13 protein-coding genes are annotated in these 16,109 nt (G+C 48.4%); all 13 read left to right on the plus strand.

The genetic code is table 11. The annotated features are described in order from the left end of the window. Positions 1 to 39 precede the first annotated feature (39 nt). Positions 40 to 1,614, plus strand: a complete 1,575-nt coding sequence (locus Q4Q50_RS15430; RefSeq protein ID WP_012196682.1) for a phage portal protein — start codon at positions 40 to 42, stop codon at positions 1,612 to 1,614. After that, entirely contained in the window at positions 1,523 to 3,592 is a 2,070-nt protein-coding gene (locus Q4Q50_RS15435; protein WP_371830302.1) for a ClpP-like prohead protease/major capsid protein fusion protein, read from the plus strand. Before Q4Q50_RS15430 ends, Q4Q50_RS15435 begins: the two co-directional genes overlap by 92 nt. Positions 3,593 to 3,672: 80 nt before the next feature. Further along, the gene (locus Q4Q50_RS15440) at positions 3,673 to 3,996 is read left to right on the plus strand and encodes a DUF2190 family protein (protein ID WP_012196684.1); all 324 of its coding nucleotides are present in this window, start codon (positions 3,673 to 3,675) and stop codon (positions 3,994 to 3,996) included. Beyond that, the gene (locus Q4Q50_RS15445) at positions 3,989 to 4,333 is read left to right on the plus strand and encodes a hypothetical protein (protein WP_311900074.1); all 345 of its coding nucleotides are present in this window, start codon (positions 3,989 to 3,991) and stop codon (positions 4,331 to 4,333) included. Before Q4Q50_RS15440 ends, Q4Q50_RS15445 begins: the two co-directional genes overlap by 8 nt. Positions 4,334 to 4,336: 3 nt before the next feature. Next, a complete protein-coding gene (locus Q4Q50_RS15450) occupies positions 4,337 to 4,894 on the plus strand; it encodes a hypothetical protein (protein WP_311900075.1) in 558 nt (185 codons plus the stop codon). Positions 4,895 to 4,927: 33 nt separating this feature from the next. Beyond that, positions 4,928 to 5,353, plus strand: a complete 426-nt coding sequence (locus Q4Q50_RS15455) for a hypothetical protein (protein ID WP_263208332.1) — start codon at positions 4,928 to 4,930, stop codon at positions 5,351 to 5,353. Further along, the gene (locus Q4Q50_RS15460; RefSeq protein ID WP_012196687.1) at positions 5,350 to 6,069 is read left to right on the plus strand and encodes a phage tail tube protein; all 720 of its coding nucleotides are present in this window, start codon (positions 5,350 to 5,352) and stop codon (positions 6,067 to 6,069) included. Before Q4Q50_RS15455 ends, Q4Q50_RS15460 begins: the two co-directional genes overlap by 4 nt. A 92-nt stretch (positions 6,070 to 6,161) precedes the next feature. After that, positions 6,162 to 10,082, plus strand: a complete 3,921-nt coding sequence (locus Q4Q50_RS15465) for a tape measure protein (RefSeq protein ID WP_311900078.1) — start codon at positions 6,162 to 6,164, stop codon at positions 10,080 to 10,082. A 38-nt stretch (positions 10,083 to 10,120) separates the two neighbouring features. Continuing rightward, positions 10,121 to 10,492 carry a hypothetical protein gene (locus Q4Q50_RS15470; RefSeq protein WP_311900080.1) on the plus strand — a complete coding sequence of 124 codons (372 nt, stop codon included), beginning with the start codon at positions 10,121 to 10,123 and terminating at the stop codon, positions 10,490 to 10,492. A 7-nt stretch (positions 10,493 to 10,499) separates the two neighbouring features. Further along, positions 10,500 to 12,974 carry a hypothetical protein gene (locus tag Q4Q50_RS15475; protein ID WP_311900082.1) on the plus strand — a complete coding sequence of 825 codons (2,475 nt, stop codon included), beginning with the start codon at positions 10,500 to 10,502 and terminating at the stop codon, positions 12,972 to 12,974. 10 nt (positions 12,975 to 12,984) lie between these two features. Next, positions 12,985 to 13,935, plus strand: a complete 951-nt coding sequence (locus Q4Q50_RS15480; RefSeq protein WP_311900084.1) for a hypothetical protein — start codon at positions 12,985 to 12,987, stop codon at positions 13,933 to 13,935. Further along, the gene (locus Q4Q50_RS15485) at positions 13,935 to 14,237 is read left to right on the plus strand and encodes a hypothetical protein (RefSeq protein WP_311900085.1); all 303 of its coding nucleotides are present in this window, start codon (positions 13,935 to 13,937) and stop codon (positions 14,235 to 14,237) included. The genes Q4Q50_RS15480 and Q4Q50_RS15485 overlap by 1 nt, the downstream gene beginning before the upstream one ends. Before the next feature lies 1 nt (position 14,238). Then, positions 14,239 to 16,086: a hypothetical protein gene (locus Q4Q50_RS15490; RefSeq protein ID WP_371830303.1), complete on the plus strand. Its 1,848-nt coding sequence runs from the start codon at positions 14,239 to 14,241 to the stop codon at positions 16,084 to 16,086. The last annotated feature ends 23 nt before the right edge of the window (positions 16,087 to 16,109 follow it).

Consider the following 16,109-nt stretch of genomic DNA (forward strand, 5'->3'; position numbering starts at 1 on the left):
TTAATAAGGCACTTCTAAAAATATAAGTCGGAGCAACACATGAGCATTATCAATGATGCGCTGGCGATATTTGCCCCGCGTTTAGCATTACAGCGTGAAGCGGCCGCAATGAGCTACCGCAACCTGAAAGGGTATGAAGCCGCCAGCCCAAGCCGCACGCATCGCGCTAAAAAGGAAAGTCGCGGGGCTAACCAAGCGGTATTTGCAGCAGGTAAAAGCCTGCGTGAGCAAGCGCGCTGGTTAGACGAAAATCATGATCTCAGTATCGGCATTCTCGACCGGATGGAAGAACGGGTGATCGGTGCCCAAGGGATTGTGGTTGAACCGCAGCCGCGCAGTATTAGCGGTGAAATCCTTGATGACTTAGCCAACGATATTCAGCGCCGTTTCGGTGCATGGTCGCTTAAGTGTGATGTGACGGGCCGTTTTAGTCGCCCTGAATTAGAGCGTTTAGTGTTACGTAGCGCCCTGCGTGATGGTGATGTGTTCGGCCAGCATGTGATGGGTAAAGTGGCTAAGTTCGGCCACCCAAACGAGCAAGGCACTCAATACAGCATTGAAGCGTTAGAGGCCGACTTTATCCCCTACGAGTTAAATGAACCAGCAAAGCGGGTACGCCAAGGGCTTGAGGTTAACGGCTGGGGCCAAGTGGTTAACTATCACGTATTGCTTGATCACCCCGCTGATCAAGTCGGCTTTCGCTACAAAACCAAAGTGATACCCGCATCGAGCATGATGCACTTAGGCTTATTTAAACGCTTGCACCAGCTGCGTGGCGCTTCGTTATTCCACGGCATTTTAACCCGCCTTGGCGATATCAAAGACTATGAAGAATCTGAGCGAGTAGCCGCTCGGATTGCGGCCGCGCTGGCGTTTTACATCAAGCGCGGCGATGCCGCCATGTTTGTTCCTGACTCAAGTGGTGAATCGTCAAGCCGCGAAATCCCCATTGCACCTGGCATGACCTTCGATGATCTCAAGCCCGGTGAAGATGTTGGCATGATTGAATCCAATCGGCCTAATGTGCACTTAGTTGATTTTCGTAACGGCCAATTAAAAGCCGCCGCAGCCGGTACCCGTGGCAGCTATTCCAGCATTGCCCGTGACTACAAAGGCAGTTATTCAAGCCAGCGCCAAGAGCTAGTTGAGCAAGACGAATCCAACCGCATTATGCAGCAGTGGTTTTGTGCTGGCTGGTCGCGACCTGTGTTCCGCAATTTTCTCAAAATGGAAATGCACAACAAGCAGGACCCATTAGTGCTACCGCCTGATCTCGACATGCGCACCTTATTTGATGCCGTGTACTACGGGCCCACCATGCCATGGATTGACCCACGCAAAGAGGCCGAAGGCTGGGAAATGATGATCGCTGCCAACGTCGCAACCGAGGCCGATTGGACTCGCGCCCGTGGCCGTAATCCTGCAGAAGTAAAACGCCAGCGTAAGCGTGAGGTGGATTACAACCGCGAAAACAACATGGTCACGGCCAATGACCCCGACCCCTCGCTAGGAGATCCTAACAGTGAAAAAGACCCCAATAGCATCAGCAATGCTAAGCGCAATGCTGCCAAGCGGAGCGCTGAGCGTGCCCGTCGCAACGCTGAACCAGAGTAATAAACCCGCCAATAGCTGGTATAGCCTCAAAGCCCAAAACGGTAATGCCGAGTTAATGATCTATGACGAGATTGGCGGCTGGGGCATTAGTGCGCAACAGTTCGCCCGTGATCTACAGGGCCTAGGCAAAGTGGGCACCATTACCGCCCGTATTCATTCGCCAGGCGGCGATGTATTCGAAGGCATGGCGATTTACAACATGATCAAAGGCCACCCAGCGCACAAAATTTGCTACATCGATGGCCTTGCAGCTTCGATGGCCAGTGTGATTGCCATGGCTTTTGATGAAGTCATCATGCCTGAAAACGCCATGATGATGGTGCATAAGCCTTGGGGCGGAACTCTCGGTGATGCCGAAGATATGCGCAAATACGCCGACTTGCTCGATAAGGTTGAAGGCAATTTAGTGAGCGCCTACCAACACAAAACAGGCTTGTCAGAAGATGAACTCCACGCTCTGTTAGCCGCTGAAACTTGGCTAACTGGGCGCGAAGCAGTGGAAAAAGGTTTTGCCAACACCCTCACCGATCCGCTGCAAATGGCGGCATCACTTAATTCAAAACGTCTTAAGGATTTTACTAATATGCCTGAAGCTCTCAAAAACCTGTTTGCACCGCAGGGTAACAGTGCTCCCAACCCACTCGTGCCAGCACCAGCTGCACCTAATGCTCAGTTGCCTGCGCCTGCAGCAACACAACCTGATACCACAGCTATTCAAGCGGCAGCAATTGCGTTTAATACTGAGCGTATGAACGGTATCAATGCGGCATTTGCTTTCTTTCCTGAGTTAGCAGAGTTACGTAATCAGTGTATTGCCGATGCCAACATCAATGCTGATAAAGCCAAAGACATGATCTTGGCAAAGTTGGGTGAGAACACTACGCCGTGCGCTGTGCAGCCTAAAAGTGTCATTATTCATGCCAGCAACGGTAACATCGTGGGTGATTCAATTCGTGCTCAGTTAATGGCGCGTTCCGGCCATACAAAAGCTGAAGCTAGCAACAACTATTCGAGCTACTCCATGCTTGAGTTGGCACGCGCCTCACTGTTAGATCGCGGTATCGGCTGCGCTGGATTCAACAAAATGGAGATGGTCGGCTTAGCCTTTACCCACAGCTCAAGCGACTTTGGCAACATTCTGTTAGATGTAGCTAATAAATCAGTGTTAATGGGCTGGGAAACCGCCGAAGAAACCTTCGAGCGTTGGACCAAGAAAGGCCAGTTAGGCAACTTTAATATCGCCAAACGTATCGGCCTTGGTGACTTTAATAGCCTGCGCCAAGTACGTGAAGGTGCGGAATACAAGTACGTCACCGTTGGCGACCATGCGCAACAAATCGCGCTAGCTACCTATGGCGAGTTGTTCAGCATTACCCGTCAGGCCATTATCAACGACGATATGAGTATGTTGACTGATATCCCAATGAAAATGGGCTTTGCCGCCAAAGGCACCATTGGCGATTTGGTATATGCGGTATTAACCAAAAACCCCGCAATGGCTGATGGCAAAACGCTGTTCCATAATGAACACGGCAACTTAGGTTCCGGTGCGCCAAGTGTGGCGGCTCTCGATGCCAATCGCATGTTAATGCGTAAGCAAAAATCGGGTAATCGCCACCTGAATATTCGCCCTGAGTTTGTACTGTGCCCTGTAGCGCTTGAAACCACGTTTAACCAGATCATTAAGTCCAGTTCTGTTAAAGGTGCCGATGTGAATTCAGGTATTGCTAACCCAATCCAAAACTTTGCCGAAGTGATTGCTGAGCCTCGTTTAGATGATAACAGCGCGGTGCAGTGGTTCCTTTCTGCGGGTCAAGGCCGCGACACCATTGAGGTGGCTTACCTTGATGGCATCGACACGCCTTACATTGAGCAGCAACAGGGCTTCACTATCGACGGCGTAGCCACCAAGGTGCGTATCGATGCGGGTGTGGCGCCGCTTGATTACCGTGGTTTGGTGAAATCAACAGGCGTTTAAAGAGCGCTAAACCGACATAAATGGGCTATCAAACGATAGCCCTTTTTTATTCAGTTTTGTTTTTAAGCAGGAACACTCTCATGAAAAATTATGTACAAGATGGCAAGACCATCAGCTTTACGCCCACCGCCGCGGTTGCCAGTGGTGAAGCGGTATTACTGGCCACATTGTTAGTTGTGGCGATTGGCGCCATTGCCGCCGATACCGAAGGTACAGGTGTAACTGAAGGCGTGTTTGAACTCCCTAAAAAATCCACAGATGTGCTCGCAGTTGGCGCAGCCGTGTATTGGGACGACACCGCTAATGAAATCACATCACTCGCCACGGGCAATACCTTAGCTGGCAAAGTATGGGCTGCTGCGGCAAATCCATCTACCAGCGTCTGGGTGAAGATCAATGCCTAACGTTGGCAACCACTTTGCCGAACGCGTGCGGGGTAAAATGGTGCGGCTGTTTCAGCGTTTGGCTGATCCGTGCCTTTTTACCCCAAGCGATGGCTCCGCGCCATTTACTCGCCTGGTGAGTTTGGATGATAACGGCGCTGAAATTGCGGCCTCGTCTAATGAATATGTTCCCGAGCTAATCAGTCGTGCCGAGTTTTTACAGTCTGAAGGGGCGGTAAATTCTGGTGATGAGTTTGCGCTAGGTGAGGGCACTAGCGTCCAGCAAGGACGACTCACCCAAAGGGTAAGCATGGATTCAGTCAGCGTGACCTTTATCTATATTCCGCTTGAGGCCTAGCCAATGGCACGAATAAAAATTGAAGGACTCGAAGCAGTAACAAAGGAACTGAACCGCATTCGTGATGCACAAGCGCCAGCGATTAATCGGGCGATTGAGGACTCGGTAAAGTTTGGTGAAAAGGCGGCAGTCGATGCGATATTTGCCCGTTATGGTTTCCGTTCCCGCAGTTACATTGAGCAGCATTTGTCTGTCAGTTTTAACCCACGCAGTTTAAAAGGGTTTATCACCGCTCGTTATCGTGCCAGCACATTAACCCGTTATGCCAGAGTCTTAACCCGAACCGGAAAGAACGGTGGCTCTCGGCCTGACGGTCATATGATCAGTGCGCTACGAAATCAACCTACATGGTTTAAAGGCACCTTTACCTTGATTGGTCGCAATGGCAATCAAATCATGTTCCAACGCCAGAAAGGTGATAACAGTTGGCGAAAGCTTAAAGGACAAAAAGCGATGTACGGCCCTTCAGTGGCAGGCAGTTTTAGCAAGATCCGCGACGATATTGAGCCGCCGATTATTGCTCATCTGCGAAATAAATATGGCCAGTACGCTAATCGTTAATGCCTAAAGGATAAATACCGAAAGGACAGTCCCATGATCCAAGCAATTTTAGACCGCCTCGCGCTGGTTGACGGCGTCACTGTGCGCGAAGGTTTTTATGTGCAATCAGTCGCATCTGAAAAGAAGTTTATCTTTTTGCAGCCATTCACTGATGAAGCTCGTTCGGTAAATGGTCGCGATAATTATCGTGATGATTTGGTGCTGCAAGTGGTCGCGGGTATCAATCTGACCAAGTCAACCAACCCGACAGCCGATCTCATTAACTTGGTTCGCGCCATTCGAAGTACGTTTTATAAAGATGAACGTAATACCGAGAAACCCAGTTGGTTGCCCTCGGTGATCAGCTTTAAGGAGTCTGAGCCCTGCAAGTACATCATGCCCGAAGCCCATGAAAAACATGGCTTAGCGGTTATCACCCTATCCCTTGTTAATACCGTTAAATTTGGAGACTCACTATGAGTGAAATAGTAACCGAAAGTTACATCGGCTCAGCGATCGTCTATATCGATGGCCGTGACTGTGGCAACGTGAGCGGCGTAAAGCTCGCTATCGAACAAGAAACCAAATCCTTGCCCAATTACCGTGGTGGCGGAGGTTATGCCGATGAAGTCACGTTGATTAAATCCGTAAAATTAAGTGCGACCTTTTACGATTTTAACAACGAGAACTTAGCGCTAGCTATGCGCGGTAAGATTGATGTATTAACTGCAACACCCGTTGCAGATGAAGAAATTATCGCTGTGCTCGATGGCTTAGCGCAAACCGCAAAAATGATTGATACCAGTATCGCCCCTGTTGTTAAAAATGAAGCGGGTGATGTGACTTATGTACTTGATGAAGATTATGTTGTCAGTGCCGCAGGTATCCGCGCGTTATCGACTGGCGCCATTACAGCAGGCCAAACATTAACCATTGGTTACACCAGCCAAGTGGGTAATGCGTTGCAGGCATTAACGGAATCAGGCAAAACGGTCAGTGTGGTTGTTGACGGTATTAACGACTCAACCGGTAAACCGTGGATGCTGAAGTTTTATAAGTGGAAGCCCACACCCACATCAGGCTTAGACTTGATCGGTACCGATTACGGTAGCTTCGATATTGAAGGTGCTGTACTCGCTGATAGCTCAATCGTTGCCACGGGTAAGTCTAAGTTCTTCGTCCGTAGCGCAGCATAAGTCTAAAGATTGTTCCCAATAGCCCACAGCATGTGATCCATGTGCTGTGGGCTTTTATTTTGGTTTGTTAATTCCTATCAATCGGTGATGCCATGAGTTTTAAAGATCAAGTAATCAACCTGATCATCCAAGGCCGCGACTTGTTCTCAAGCGAGGCGGCTAAATCAGAAAAGGCATTGCAAGAGTTAGCAAACCAAAGTGAAGTCTTAAACGAACGCCTAGATGATTTAAAGCAGCAACAGGCTGCAATTAAGGCGATTGATGATCTCACCGCCGCCATCACTAAAGGCGAAAAGGGTTTTATCGATGGCTCGCGCGCGCTCGAACAATTCAGCAAAGAGCAAAAGCAAGCCGCGCAGAATTTAAAGCAACTTGAGCAGGCCCAAAAAGAGGCGGCAACCTCAACCAGTAAACTTGAAACTGAGTACAGCCAAACCGTTGCTGAGCTAAGCAAATACGATGAACAGCTGGCCGCTGCCCGTGCTGAGGTTGAGCGCTTAACTTCGACGCAAGATAAAGGCGCTGAGGCAAGTAAAGATCAAGCCCAAGCTCTTGCTGCTGCGAATGCCGATTTACAACAGCTCGAAACAGCGCAAAAAAATACTGCTTCCAGTGCTAACCAACTGGCGACCGAGCTTGAGCAAGAGCGCATTGAGCTTAAGCAATTAAGTAGCGAAGTTGATCAGGCTAGCCAGAAAAAGGCCGAGTATGCACTTAAGGTTAAAGGCGCGCGCACTGAGTTAAATCAACTCGGCTCTAGCCTTGGCCGCAATAAGGCGGAGTTAGACAAACAGCAAACCGTGCTGAATAAAGCCGGTATTGATATGAACAAGCTGGCTGATGCCAGCAAAGACTTAAAGACCCAAGAAGCCGCCGCTGAAATTGCGCTAAAGGGCGTAAACGATAAGCTTGCTCGCCACAATAAATTGCTTGATGAAAGCAAAAAATCATCGAGTGATTTTGGCGGTAGCATCAAAGCCGCAACTAGCTCACTCATTGCGATGGCTGGCGCTTATGTTGGCGTAGATCGCCTATGGGAAAGCCTAAAGTCAATCCTCACCGCAGGCGATAAAGCGGCCTCTTTTAGTGCGCAAATGACTGCCATGATGGGCAGTATTGCAGGTGGCGAGCAAGCAACGGCGTGGATCAAGGATTTTGCTAACCGTACTGGTACCCAGCTCGATAGCGCTAAGCAAGCCTTCGCCTCGTTAAAAACCTTCGGCATTGACCCCATGAATGGGGCCTTGCAATCGATGGTCGATTACAACGCTAAGCTAGGCGGTAGCCAAGAAAAGCTAGAAGGCATCATCCTCGCCACAGGCCAAGCGTGGGCCAAGCAAAAGCTGCAAGGTGAAGAAATCCTGCAGCTGGTAGAACGCGGCGTTCCCGTGTGGGACTTACTGGAAAAGGTCACTGGTAAAAACACGGTCCAACTGGGTAAGCTGAGTGAAGCGGGCAAGCTTGGCCGTGAAGTGATGCAGCAACTGTTTGACGAAATGGGCAAGCAAGCCAATGGTCAAGCGGCATTAAGTCTCGATCGGTTAAGTGGTCAGTTAAATCTTCTCTCGAATAAGTGGGAGTCGTTTAAGCAGATCATTGCTGATTCTGGCGCCTATCAAGTGGCGATTGATTTACTCAAAGACATTAACACCAGTTTTGATCAGTTAAATCAAAGCGGCAAGATTAAGGCCGCAGCACAAGATATCAGTGACTTTTTCAAAGCCATTTTAAAAGATGGTGGCGCAAGCCTTAAAGGCATGTTGGAAAACATTACTGCCTTTGCTACTGGGCTTAATGTTGTCGCGGGTTCCATAAGGCTAGTGTTTAACGTTTTCACCTCTGTGGTGGCTACATTTGGCGCCGCAATAAGTGGCGTGTTCGCCCTTATTCTGCAAGGTTGGGCGACGGTCATTGGGGTGTTTGGTGGTGATGAGTTAGCGCAAACTCTTCAAACCCAAGCGAACGCGCTTAAGGCTGTCTCTAAGGCTTATCTTGATCAAGTCGAGCAAGATGCCCGTGATGCGACTGCTGCACTTAAACAAATGGGTGTTGATATCCGTTTAGACTCGGATGGCACCACTCAGACCCAAGTTGATAATGCTGAAAAAGTAAAAGCGGCAGTTAAAAGCCAGCTTGAACAACAGATAGAAGCGAGTCAACAAGCGGTGGCAGCGGCCGAAAAAGCCAATGAATCTGCAACTAAAGAAGTTGATGCATGGAAGGCTCGCGAACAGGCGGCTAAAGAGCATTACACTGCATTAAAAAACTCAGGTACAGCCAGTATGGCTGAGCTTGAAACAGCACAAATTGCACTTGAAAATACAACTCTAAGATTAAGTGACGTACAAGAAAACCAACTTGATAAACAAGCTAAGCTTGCTTTGTCAAATATGGAATTGATGTGGGCAACTATTGACCTAAGGAATGAACAGAACCAACTAGCTCAAGATCAACTGACTAAAGTGCGTGATGCCTTTATTGCGGGTGAAGCATCGGTTGAGGACTATAAAACAGCCCAAGACAATGCCAAGAAAGCAGCCACTGAGTTGGCAAAGGCGCAATCTCAGCTAACCACGGAAGTTAAAAAAACCTCCACTGCCGCTGATGATTTTGAATTGGCAATGGCAAAGGCTGGCATCACCACAATTAAGGTTTTGCGTGACCAAGCGGCCGAGGCTAAAAAGACGTATGAAGAAGTTAAACAAGGCGCTAAGGATGGCACTGCGTCAACCAATGAGCTAAACCAAGCGTTTTTAAAATATGCTGAAACTGCGCTTAAGGCTGAACAAGCCTCATTAAAAGTAGGTCAAGCCAGTGATGGGCAGGTTGAGGCTAGCCTAAGGCAGCAAGCTGCGACTATGGGGCTTGCTGGCGATATCGATAAACTGATTGCGCAATATTCTCGTTTAAAAGATGCCCAATCTGGCTTGGGTGATAACACTCAACAAACGGCTGATAATGTAAAAAAAGGTTCTACAGAAATAGGTACCACCATATCTAATACGATGGATACGGTAGAAAAGTCAGCCGAACAAGCTGGCATAGGGTTGCAGTCTATTGCCCAATATTTTGCCGATATTGGTACCGCCATATATGACAACGTAAAAGCTTTAAGTGATGGTGCTGCGCGTTACTTCAACACCATTGTTTATGGTGTGCAGAACGTGAAAAAGGAATTTGGTGATCTTGGGCAAGTCGAAAACGAAATCGAGCGTTTAACAGGGGTGATCTACGAGTTAGATAATACCCTTGCTAAAACTATCGACTTTGTAGGCCTTCGCACCTGGGCACTTGAAACCGAGAAAGCCGGCAAGATTGCCGAGCGCGCCTATTATCGCCAAAAGCTTGAACTGCTTAATCTAGTGGATGCACTCGATAATACCGATAAAGCGAATCTCAGCATTATCAACAGCGCAACACGAGCAACTAAAGCGCTTGATCTAGTGAATGATCAAGATATGTCTTTGCTCACTTCCGCACTGGACAGCGCCAAACAGCGCATGGACTCTCTGCGCGATAGTGCCGAGTCCACGCTTAAGTCGCTGCAGGATGAGCTTGATGGCTACCTTGGCCGCCAAGATGAAATTGAAAAACGCCGCTATCAGGAACAAGTCGCCGATCTTAAGGAGCAACTCGCCGCTGCTGAACGCACAGGCGATAAGCAGCTTATTGCCGATTTACATGAAGCAGAGCGAACGCTAAAGCAAGTTTATGAGTTCCGCACTGCTGAAATTAAAACCCAGCAAGCAACCGATAAGCAAAGCGCTGCCGAGGCGAAGAAGCAAGCCGAAGCCAGTGCCGCGACTGCTAAAACTACCGCTCAAAATCAAGCAACCGCTACCGTTAACACGCAAGCCAATACCCAAACCAGCACGCAATCTGTGGCTAACACTTCTGATATGCAAGTGCTGCAACTGCAGGTTGGCAATAGCACCTTTAACGCCCAAATGAAGCGCAGCCTCGTCACCGAATTGATGAACGAGATCAAACGTCTGCAATCTGTTGGCGGTTAGCCAATCCTGTTATTCGTCCCATTTAATCAAAGGTCCCTATGACAACCATCGATAGCATCGATATCGCAGTGGATTTGCTGTGGCTAAACCGCGACAACACGCCACGCGTGGTGGCCAACATGAAGCGCGCCTTAAACGGCGCGCCATTGGTGCAGCAAACCATTATCCCAGCCGGTATTGCCATGGAGTTGGGCACCAAATCTGGATGGATGCAGCGCACTGAGTTTGAACAATTAAAAGCCCATGCCGCCACCACATTAGCCGCCTTCACGTTGGCCTATGAAGGCACCAGTTATAACGTGGTTTGGGATAACACTGCAGGCTCGCCCATAACGGGTGAGGATTTATTCGACGAAGTTGGCGGGTTTGAAAAGCTCACTAACGTGGTTCTTAAGTTTCTGACCTTATAGGCCGTTTATGACTATTTCCCGTTTAGATTTAAAAGTATTTAAACCCGAGTTACTGGGTTCAAGTAATGAGGCAGGCGGCCAACGGACTAAGAACTCCGTGCAGTCAGGCTTGCTTAACGAGCTATTTTCAGCGATATCCGATATCGACCATGCCCAATCCAGTATCGACATTGTAAAAGCGTTCCCTGCGCTCGATACGCCAGACACCAGCACTTTGATTGATGCGCATGTGTTTATCAGTGAGCCACCGATAGACCCATTAGTTAACGTATTCATGATCGAGTCTGCCGCGCTGGATGATGAATCTCGCATGACGGATATGAAAGAGATCATTGAGTCGTCAGTCACTGCAGGGGAATTGATCCGTGAAGGTGGTCCAGGATTCCTTGTAAATCAAAACTCCTTTTCCTCAGATTACCTGCAGTCATCATATCGCTTTAACGACCGCGACTATTGGAAAACCACTTATCTGCAGGTTGGCCAAGTGATCTGCATCACCGTGGAATATCCTGGTATTGAAAACGTGGCATGGCCACGCAAAACCCATTTTTGCAAAGTCACGCGCACCAGCATAGTGAACGGTGCTGTGGGTACCGTAGTTTTTGAACCACCGATCCCCTTTGCGACACCAGAACCTGGTTTGCAAATCAATGGCCAGAGTAAATGCACTCGCTTGCGATTATCTAACACTGCATCCCCATTGAAATTCCACGGGGTAACTAAGCTGACTGCCGCCGCCAGCGGGGTAAATTTAGCTGTGGGCGCGACTCAATTATCGTTACTGCCTGCGATTACCACCTTAGCGCCAAAGCCAGGTAATACCATCACGGGCGGCAGTGATAACGGCGATGCCACTGTTAGCCAAGTGATCCGCAAAGTGATTAGCCAGCCAAGCGCAGAAGGGACGTATAGCTATACCTTCACCACAGCGGATTTACTGATAGATACTGATGTTATCACTGCAGTTTCTACCGATCCTTATGGCGTTTTCGCCGCGAGTAATTCATTAGTTCAGTCGATTACTATCGGAACGGGTAACGTGACCGTTACGCTGCGGCCTGATGTGCGCTTTGTCAATAATCCCACTGTCTCGCTCTATTATGTTTCTGCGTATAAATACAGCATTTACTCAAGTGCTAATGCATTCCCTGCCAATAAGCAGTTAACGGTCGGCAGTATCAAAGGCCGCGCTGTGTTTGCCGATAGTAACTATGTGCCTCAGGACGTATTTGAAAATGTGAATAGCGGTATCGGTAAGCTCTATGACGCCACTGAGTTGCTGGCGACCATTGATTATTTTACTGGGGTGGTGACTAAGCAAACGGTAAGCCGTGGTGATTTTACACTGACCTATTCAGGTTTAGTTGAATCAACCACAGCAGCGGCTGCAGGCGATACTACGGCTAAATTTGCCTTGAGTGTGGCTAATCCATTGTTAGAGAGCTTTTACGTGCAGGTTGAACGGATATCCGACCACGCCATTATCAGCGCCTCATCTGACAACCAAGGCGTGATAACGGGCAGTGGCATTAGCGGCACTATCGTAGATGGTTTGGTTGAACTGTTATTTACCAATCCGGTGGATTTAACCACGCTGCGCTATGACATTACCGACCAATTGCGCCAGCTACCCCCCGCTGAGATTTACGGGCTAAACCCACTGCGTATTCCCAATGATGGCATTGTCGATATGTTCAGACGCTGGGGCACAGTTGCGCTTTCTCATACCCAAGTGCAGCAGGTCACAGGCTCTGTCGGCACTGTGTTTACGATTCGTGAAAATGCCCAGTTTGTGGATATCACCGATGCCAATGGCGCCAGTCTATGGACCACTAACAATGACCATTTCACCGTAAACAAAGTGGCCGGAACGGTCACGATTAACAGTGATTTTACGGGGTTTGCTGCGCCGTTTGTGCTAAGCGATACCATTATGGAACTCGGTCTAGTGTCATCGTTTACAGGCAATAGCCTTGTGCTGGCCAAGCCCTTAGCCCGTGAATATCCTGCAGGTACCACTTTAGCCAGTGTGCAAATCCTTGGCGACCTGCAGGCGCGTGTTGGCAGAGTGCGCGATATGACCGCTTGGGCCAATAATTGGGACCTCGATGGCGACCCAGCTACGGGCAACGTAAATGCGGTTGACTATCCGTTTGAAGTTAAAAACACCACTGCAGTGAATGAAGATTGGGTATTGATTATGTTTTCGCCTACATCATTTCGCTGTGTTGGCCGCCGTCTTGGGCAAATTGCTATAGGCGATACGTTGAATGATTTTGCCCCCATTAACCCACTGACTAATGCCCCTTATTTCATTATCCGTTCAGGCGCATGGGGTGGCGGTTGGCAAACGGGTGAGGCGATTCGGTTCGCCACGTTCGCCGCTTCAAATCCGATAATGCTGCTGCGTAATGTGCAGGTCGGTCACAGTCAAATCACTACAGATAAAGCCGTATTGTCATTTTTCGGCAACGAGTCATAGGAGCATTGCAATGGGCTTACCAGTTACGGTTTATCGTTGGGATGATGCGGGAGCACCGCAGTTAAGTTCAAACCCAACCCCGAGTGAAATCATCGCAGTATTAAAAGCCTGTTTAGTTACAGGTTACGGTGCAAAGGCTGGTTTAGGCTGGTCTGTTGCATTTGAAGATGCAGGAACGAACAAGATTGCATTTCGCAATTCTACTATAGAGGGGAGTGGTGGTTTTGTACAATACTGGTCGCCAGGTGGTGTTAACACTGGTGGTGGAGTGCTGTATTTACGAGCAGCATCTTCTATGTCAGCATTGGACAATTTTACACACCCTAGCTATCAATTTACTCACTATAGTTCCTTATATCATAGCCAGTGGGTGATAATAGGTACGTCAGCAGGAGCGTACATCATCCCTAGGTATGAGCTTAAAACGACTAATTATTTAAGCTCATCGGAGTATGAGATTCAATATTTTGTAGGTGATATTGATAGTAATTATGCAAATGATGTAACCAGGTTCACTATTTGTGCAGGTTCATTTTCAACAGATACAACATCCCCTAATTACAGTCATGCTTTGGCGTATGGTGGCAACTCTCCATCTGGCAGGATGTATGGTGTAGATGGTAATTCAAAAGCAAATCAATACAATATTGACACTGCAACAATAGCAGTCCAGTCACCAAATTCAAACTATACACTTGAGTCACAAGCAGTTAACCCTGTATTACTACCTGCAATTTTGAGAATGAGCGGCACATCGTATACAGATATAGATGGTCTGAGCTGTGTTTACAGCAGTAAAAATCCTTATTTTCGTGGTGTATTGCCCGGTCTATTTGCATTAAATATGCCCGGTTATGGCAATGCTACATGGCCGACGGAGAGGGTTTTTAACGGTGCTAAATATCAATTATTGAGAGGGTATTTTAATATGATGTGGGTAAATATTGAGGAATGGTACTGATGAATACAATTTTATTTATCAAAGCTGCCCCTCTTGTACCACGCCCGTTAGGGCTGGTTACGGTAGACATGGATATCAATGCTGAACGTCTCATGATCATCGACCGAAACACTGGTGAGGTTATTAACAACACAATACGATCATCAACGAGTGTTGTTAAATTATTAGTGGCTATTTCGTACACCACATCTAATAGGCTATTGGTCGGTATACTTGATGATTCTCTGGTATATGACTGTAAGTTTGTAGATGGTGTGATGGCTGAAATAGTGGATGCCAATACTGTTAACATGAGTCAATAGTATGGAATTTGACAAACTTTGGTATGCCAGAGTTTCACCCATTAAGCTGAGATTTATTGATGATTTGGCTGGCATAGTTCTAAGGTTTGATGAAAATTGGAATAACAGTAAGTCACCTATTACCTTACGCTTTGGTGATGAAACCGATCCTGAAATACCAGAAATACCAATTAAGGCTGGCAGTATCGGTATAGCTTGCGGAATAGTTTTTGATCAAGGCCTAAGTATTAAACAGCAAATTACCCTTAGTACACGTAGTCAATCACACGGCACTCATGCACTTTTTGCATGGGAAAGCATTCTTCTAAAGCAGCAAATCAGCATGTTATGGAATGCCTCGCCACCATTAGCTGGGGAAGTGTTCGCCATTGAGTGGCAGTGGAATACTTTGGTACCTTTTCAACTCGATATGAATTGGTTGGTACCTCTGTCCCATGGCCATCAAGCTGAGAGTCATTGGATAGTGCCAGAGCTGCAGCAGACAATGCTTGAAATGCAGTGGTCACAAGCAGCCGCCAAGAGCCAGCAAATTACCGTTAAATTGCATGTCGGCGAGCAACTAGCGACTGAGATTGCCCTTAGCTATACCAACATTCAAAGCCAAGGTGATAATAAGACTGTGGCATGGGCTCCCCATGCGGCGCGATGGGTATGTTCCAGTAAATACGTACCGCCAGTGGGTAAGGTCACGCTGCGCTTTAGCGAGCCTTGGATTAACTCAACCAGCCCAACACAGCTTAGATTTACGGCCTCACCGAACGTGTGCTACTGGGACGATGGCGGTGGCCTCATCGATGCCAATCCACCATTACCGAATATCGATTTTAAAATCCCGATTGAACCACAAATCCGCAGGTACTACTTAATGCAGCCAACGATCACATGCGTGCGAGTATCAGACAGTTTACCGATTGTGATCGTAAGTTGTAGCATTAGCCAAAGCCGTGGACAGTGGGCGAGGTCGGTTAGCCTTGAGTTCTCAAGCCGTATCGATGCGCAGCGCGCCCACAATGAGCTGTTGTTGATCACCATCAACGGTTATGAGTTTTATGCCATTGCCGAGCAGCCAAGCGCCAGTAAAGCCTTTGGGATTGAAACCCACAGCAGCACAGGCCGATCACGCGCTGCTGAGTTGTCATCGCCTTATCGTTTGCCTATCAGCTACACCAACACTGTCTTGCGCAGCCTTGGCGGTATTATTGGTGATCTGTTGCAAAACACAGGCTGGACTGCAGAGCTAAGCGGGATACCAGATTTTAGCGTCCCTGCAGGCGCGTTCAGCGTGGGTAACAAGTCACCGATCGACGCGATTAATGAAGCAGCGAGCCAATTGGGCTGCATGATCTTAGCGGATGATGCCACCCGTAAACTCACTATCATTCCACGCTGGCCAACCGTGCCGTGGGAAATGGCAACAGCGGTACCGGACCTAACAGTGCACGATGCTGTGATCACCAATTACAGCGAATCAGTCTCCCGCAATCCGTTGTGTGATGTGGTGTGGTTGCGTGGTGAACAACAGGGGATTAGCGCTAAGGTTAAACGCACCGGCAGCGCGGGCAATATTCCCGCAGCTGACATTAGCGCCCAGTTGATCGTAGATAACCAAGCGGCGCGCATCGCTGGCACCAATGCACTGGCAGATACTGGCGACAAGCTGAACGTCACGCTATCCTTGCCCGTTATGGTTGATTTGCCACCCGCAACGCCTGGCATGCTGATTGGTATTCGTGAAGGTGCCGACGTCTTTAAAGGAACGTGTGACAGTTGGAGCATCCGCGCCAGCGTCAGTGATCGCGGTGATATCGATATCGAACAATCCATTACAGTGATCCGCTCAATCGCGTAACCCTGCTAACAGCCAGAGAGGCA

It is taken from the genome of Shewanella scandinavica (assembly GCF_031932065.1).
Lineage (GTDB): Bacteria > Pseudomonadota > Gammaproteobacteria > Enterobacterales > Shewanellaceae > Shewanella > Shewanella baltica.

What these genes read in the sequence shown, in the direction of transcription:
- Q4Q50_RS15430 (WP_012196682.1), top strand. Translation starts at nt 40, where the DNA reads ATGAGCATTATCAATGATGCGCTGGCGATATTTGCCCCGCGTTTAGCA.
- Q4Q50_RS15440 (WP_012196684.1), top strand. Translation starts at nt 3,673, where the DNA reads ATGAAAAATTATGTACAAGATGGCAAGACCATCAGCTTTACGCCCACC.
- Q4Q50_RS15445 (WP_311900074.1), top strand. Translation starts at nt 3,989, where the DNA reads ATGCCTAACGTTGGCAACCACTTTGCCGAACGCGTGCGGGGTAAAATG.
- Q4Q50_RS15450 (WP_311900075.1), top strand. Translation starts at nt 4,337, where the DNA reads ATGGCACGAATAAAAATTGAAGGACTCGAAGCAGTAACAAAGGAACTG.
- Q4Q50_RS15455 (WP_263208332.1), top strand. Translation starts at nt 4,928, where the DNA reads ATGATCCAAGCAATTTTAGACCGCCTCGCGCTGGTTGACGGCGTCACT.
- Q4Q50_RS15460 (WP_012196687.1), top strand. Translation starts at nt 5,350, where the DNA reads ATGAGTGAAATAGTAACCGAAAGTTACATCGGCTCAGCGATCGTCTAT.
- Q4Q50_RS15465 (WP_311900078.1), top strand. Translation starts at nt 6,162, where the DNA reads ATGAGTTTTAAAGATCAAGTAATCAACCTGATCATCCAAGGCCGCGAC.
- Q4Q50_RS15470 (WP_311900080.1), top strand. Translation starts at nt 10,121, where the DNA reads ATGACAACCATCGATAGCATCGATATCGCAGTGGATTTGCTGTGGCTA.
- Q4Q50_RS15475 (WP_311900082.1), top strand. Translation starts at nt 10,500, where the DNA reads ATGACTATTTCCCGTTTAGATTTAAAAGTATTTAAACCCGAGTTACTG.
- Q4Q50_RS15480 (WP_311900084.1), top strand. Translation starts at nt 12,985, where the DNA reads ATGGGCTTACCAGTTACGGTTTATCGTTGGGATGATGCGGGAGCACCG.
- Q4Q50_RS15485 (WP_311900085.1), top strand. Translation starts at nt 13,935, where the DNA reads ATGAATACAATTTTATTTATCAAAGCTGCCCCTCTTGTACCACGCCCG.
- Q4Q50_RS15490 (WP_371830303.1), top strand. Translation starts at nt 14,239, where the DNA reads ATGGAATTTGACAAACTTTGGTATGCCAGAGTTTCACCCATTAAGCTG.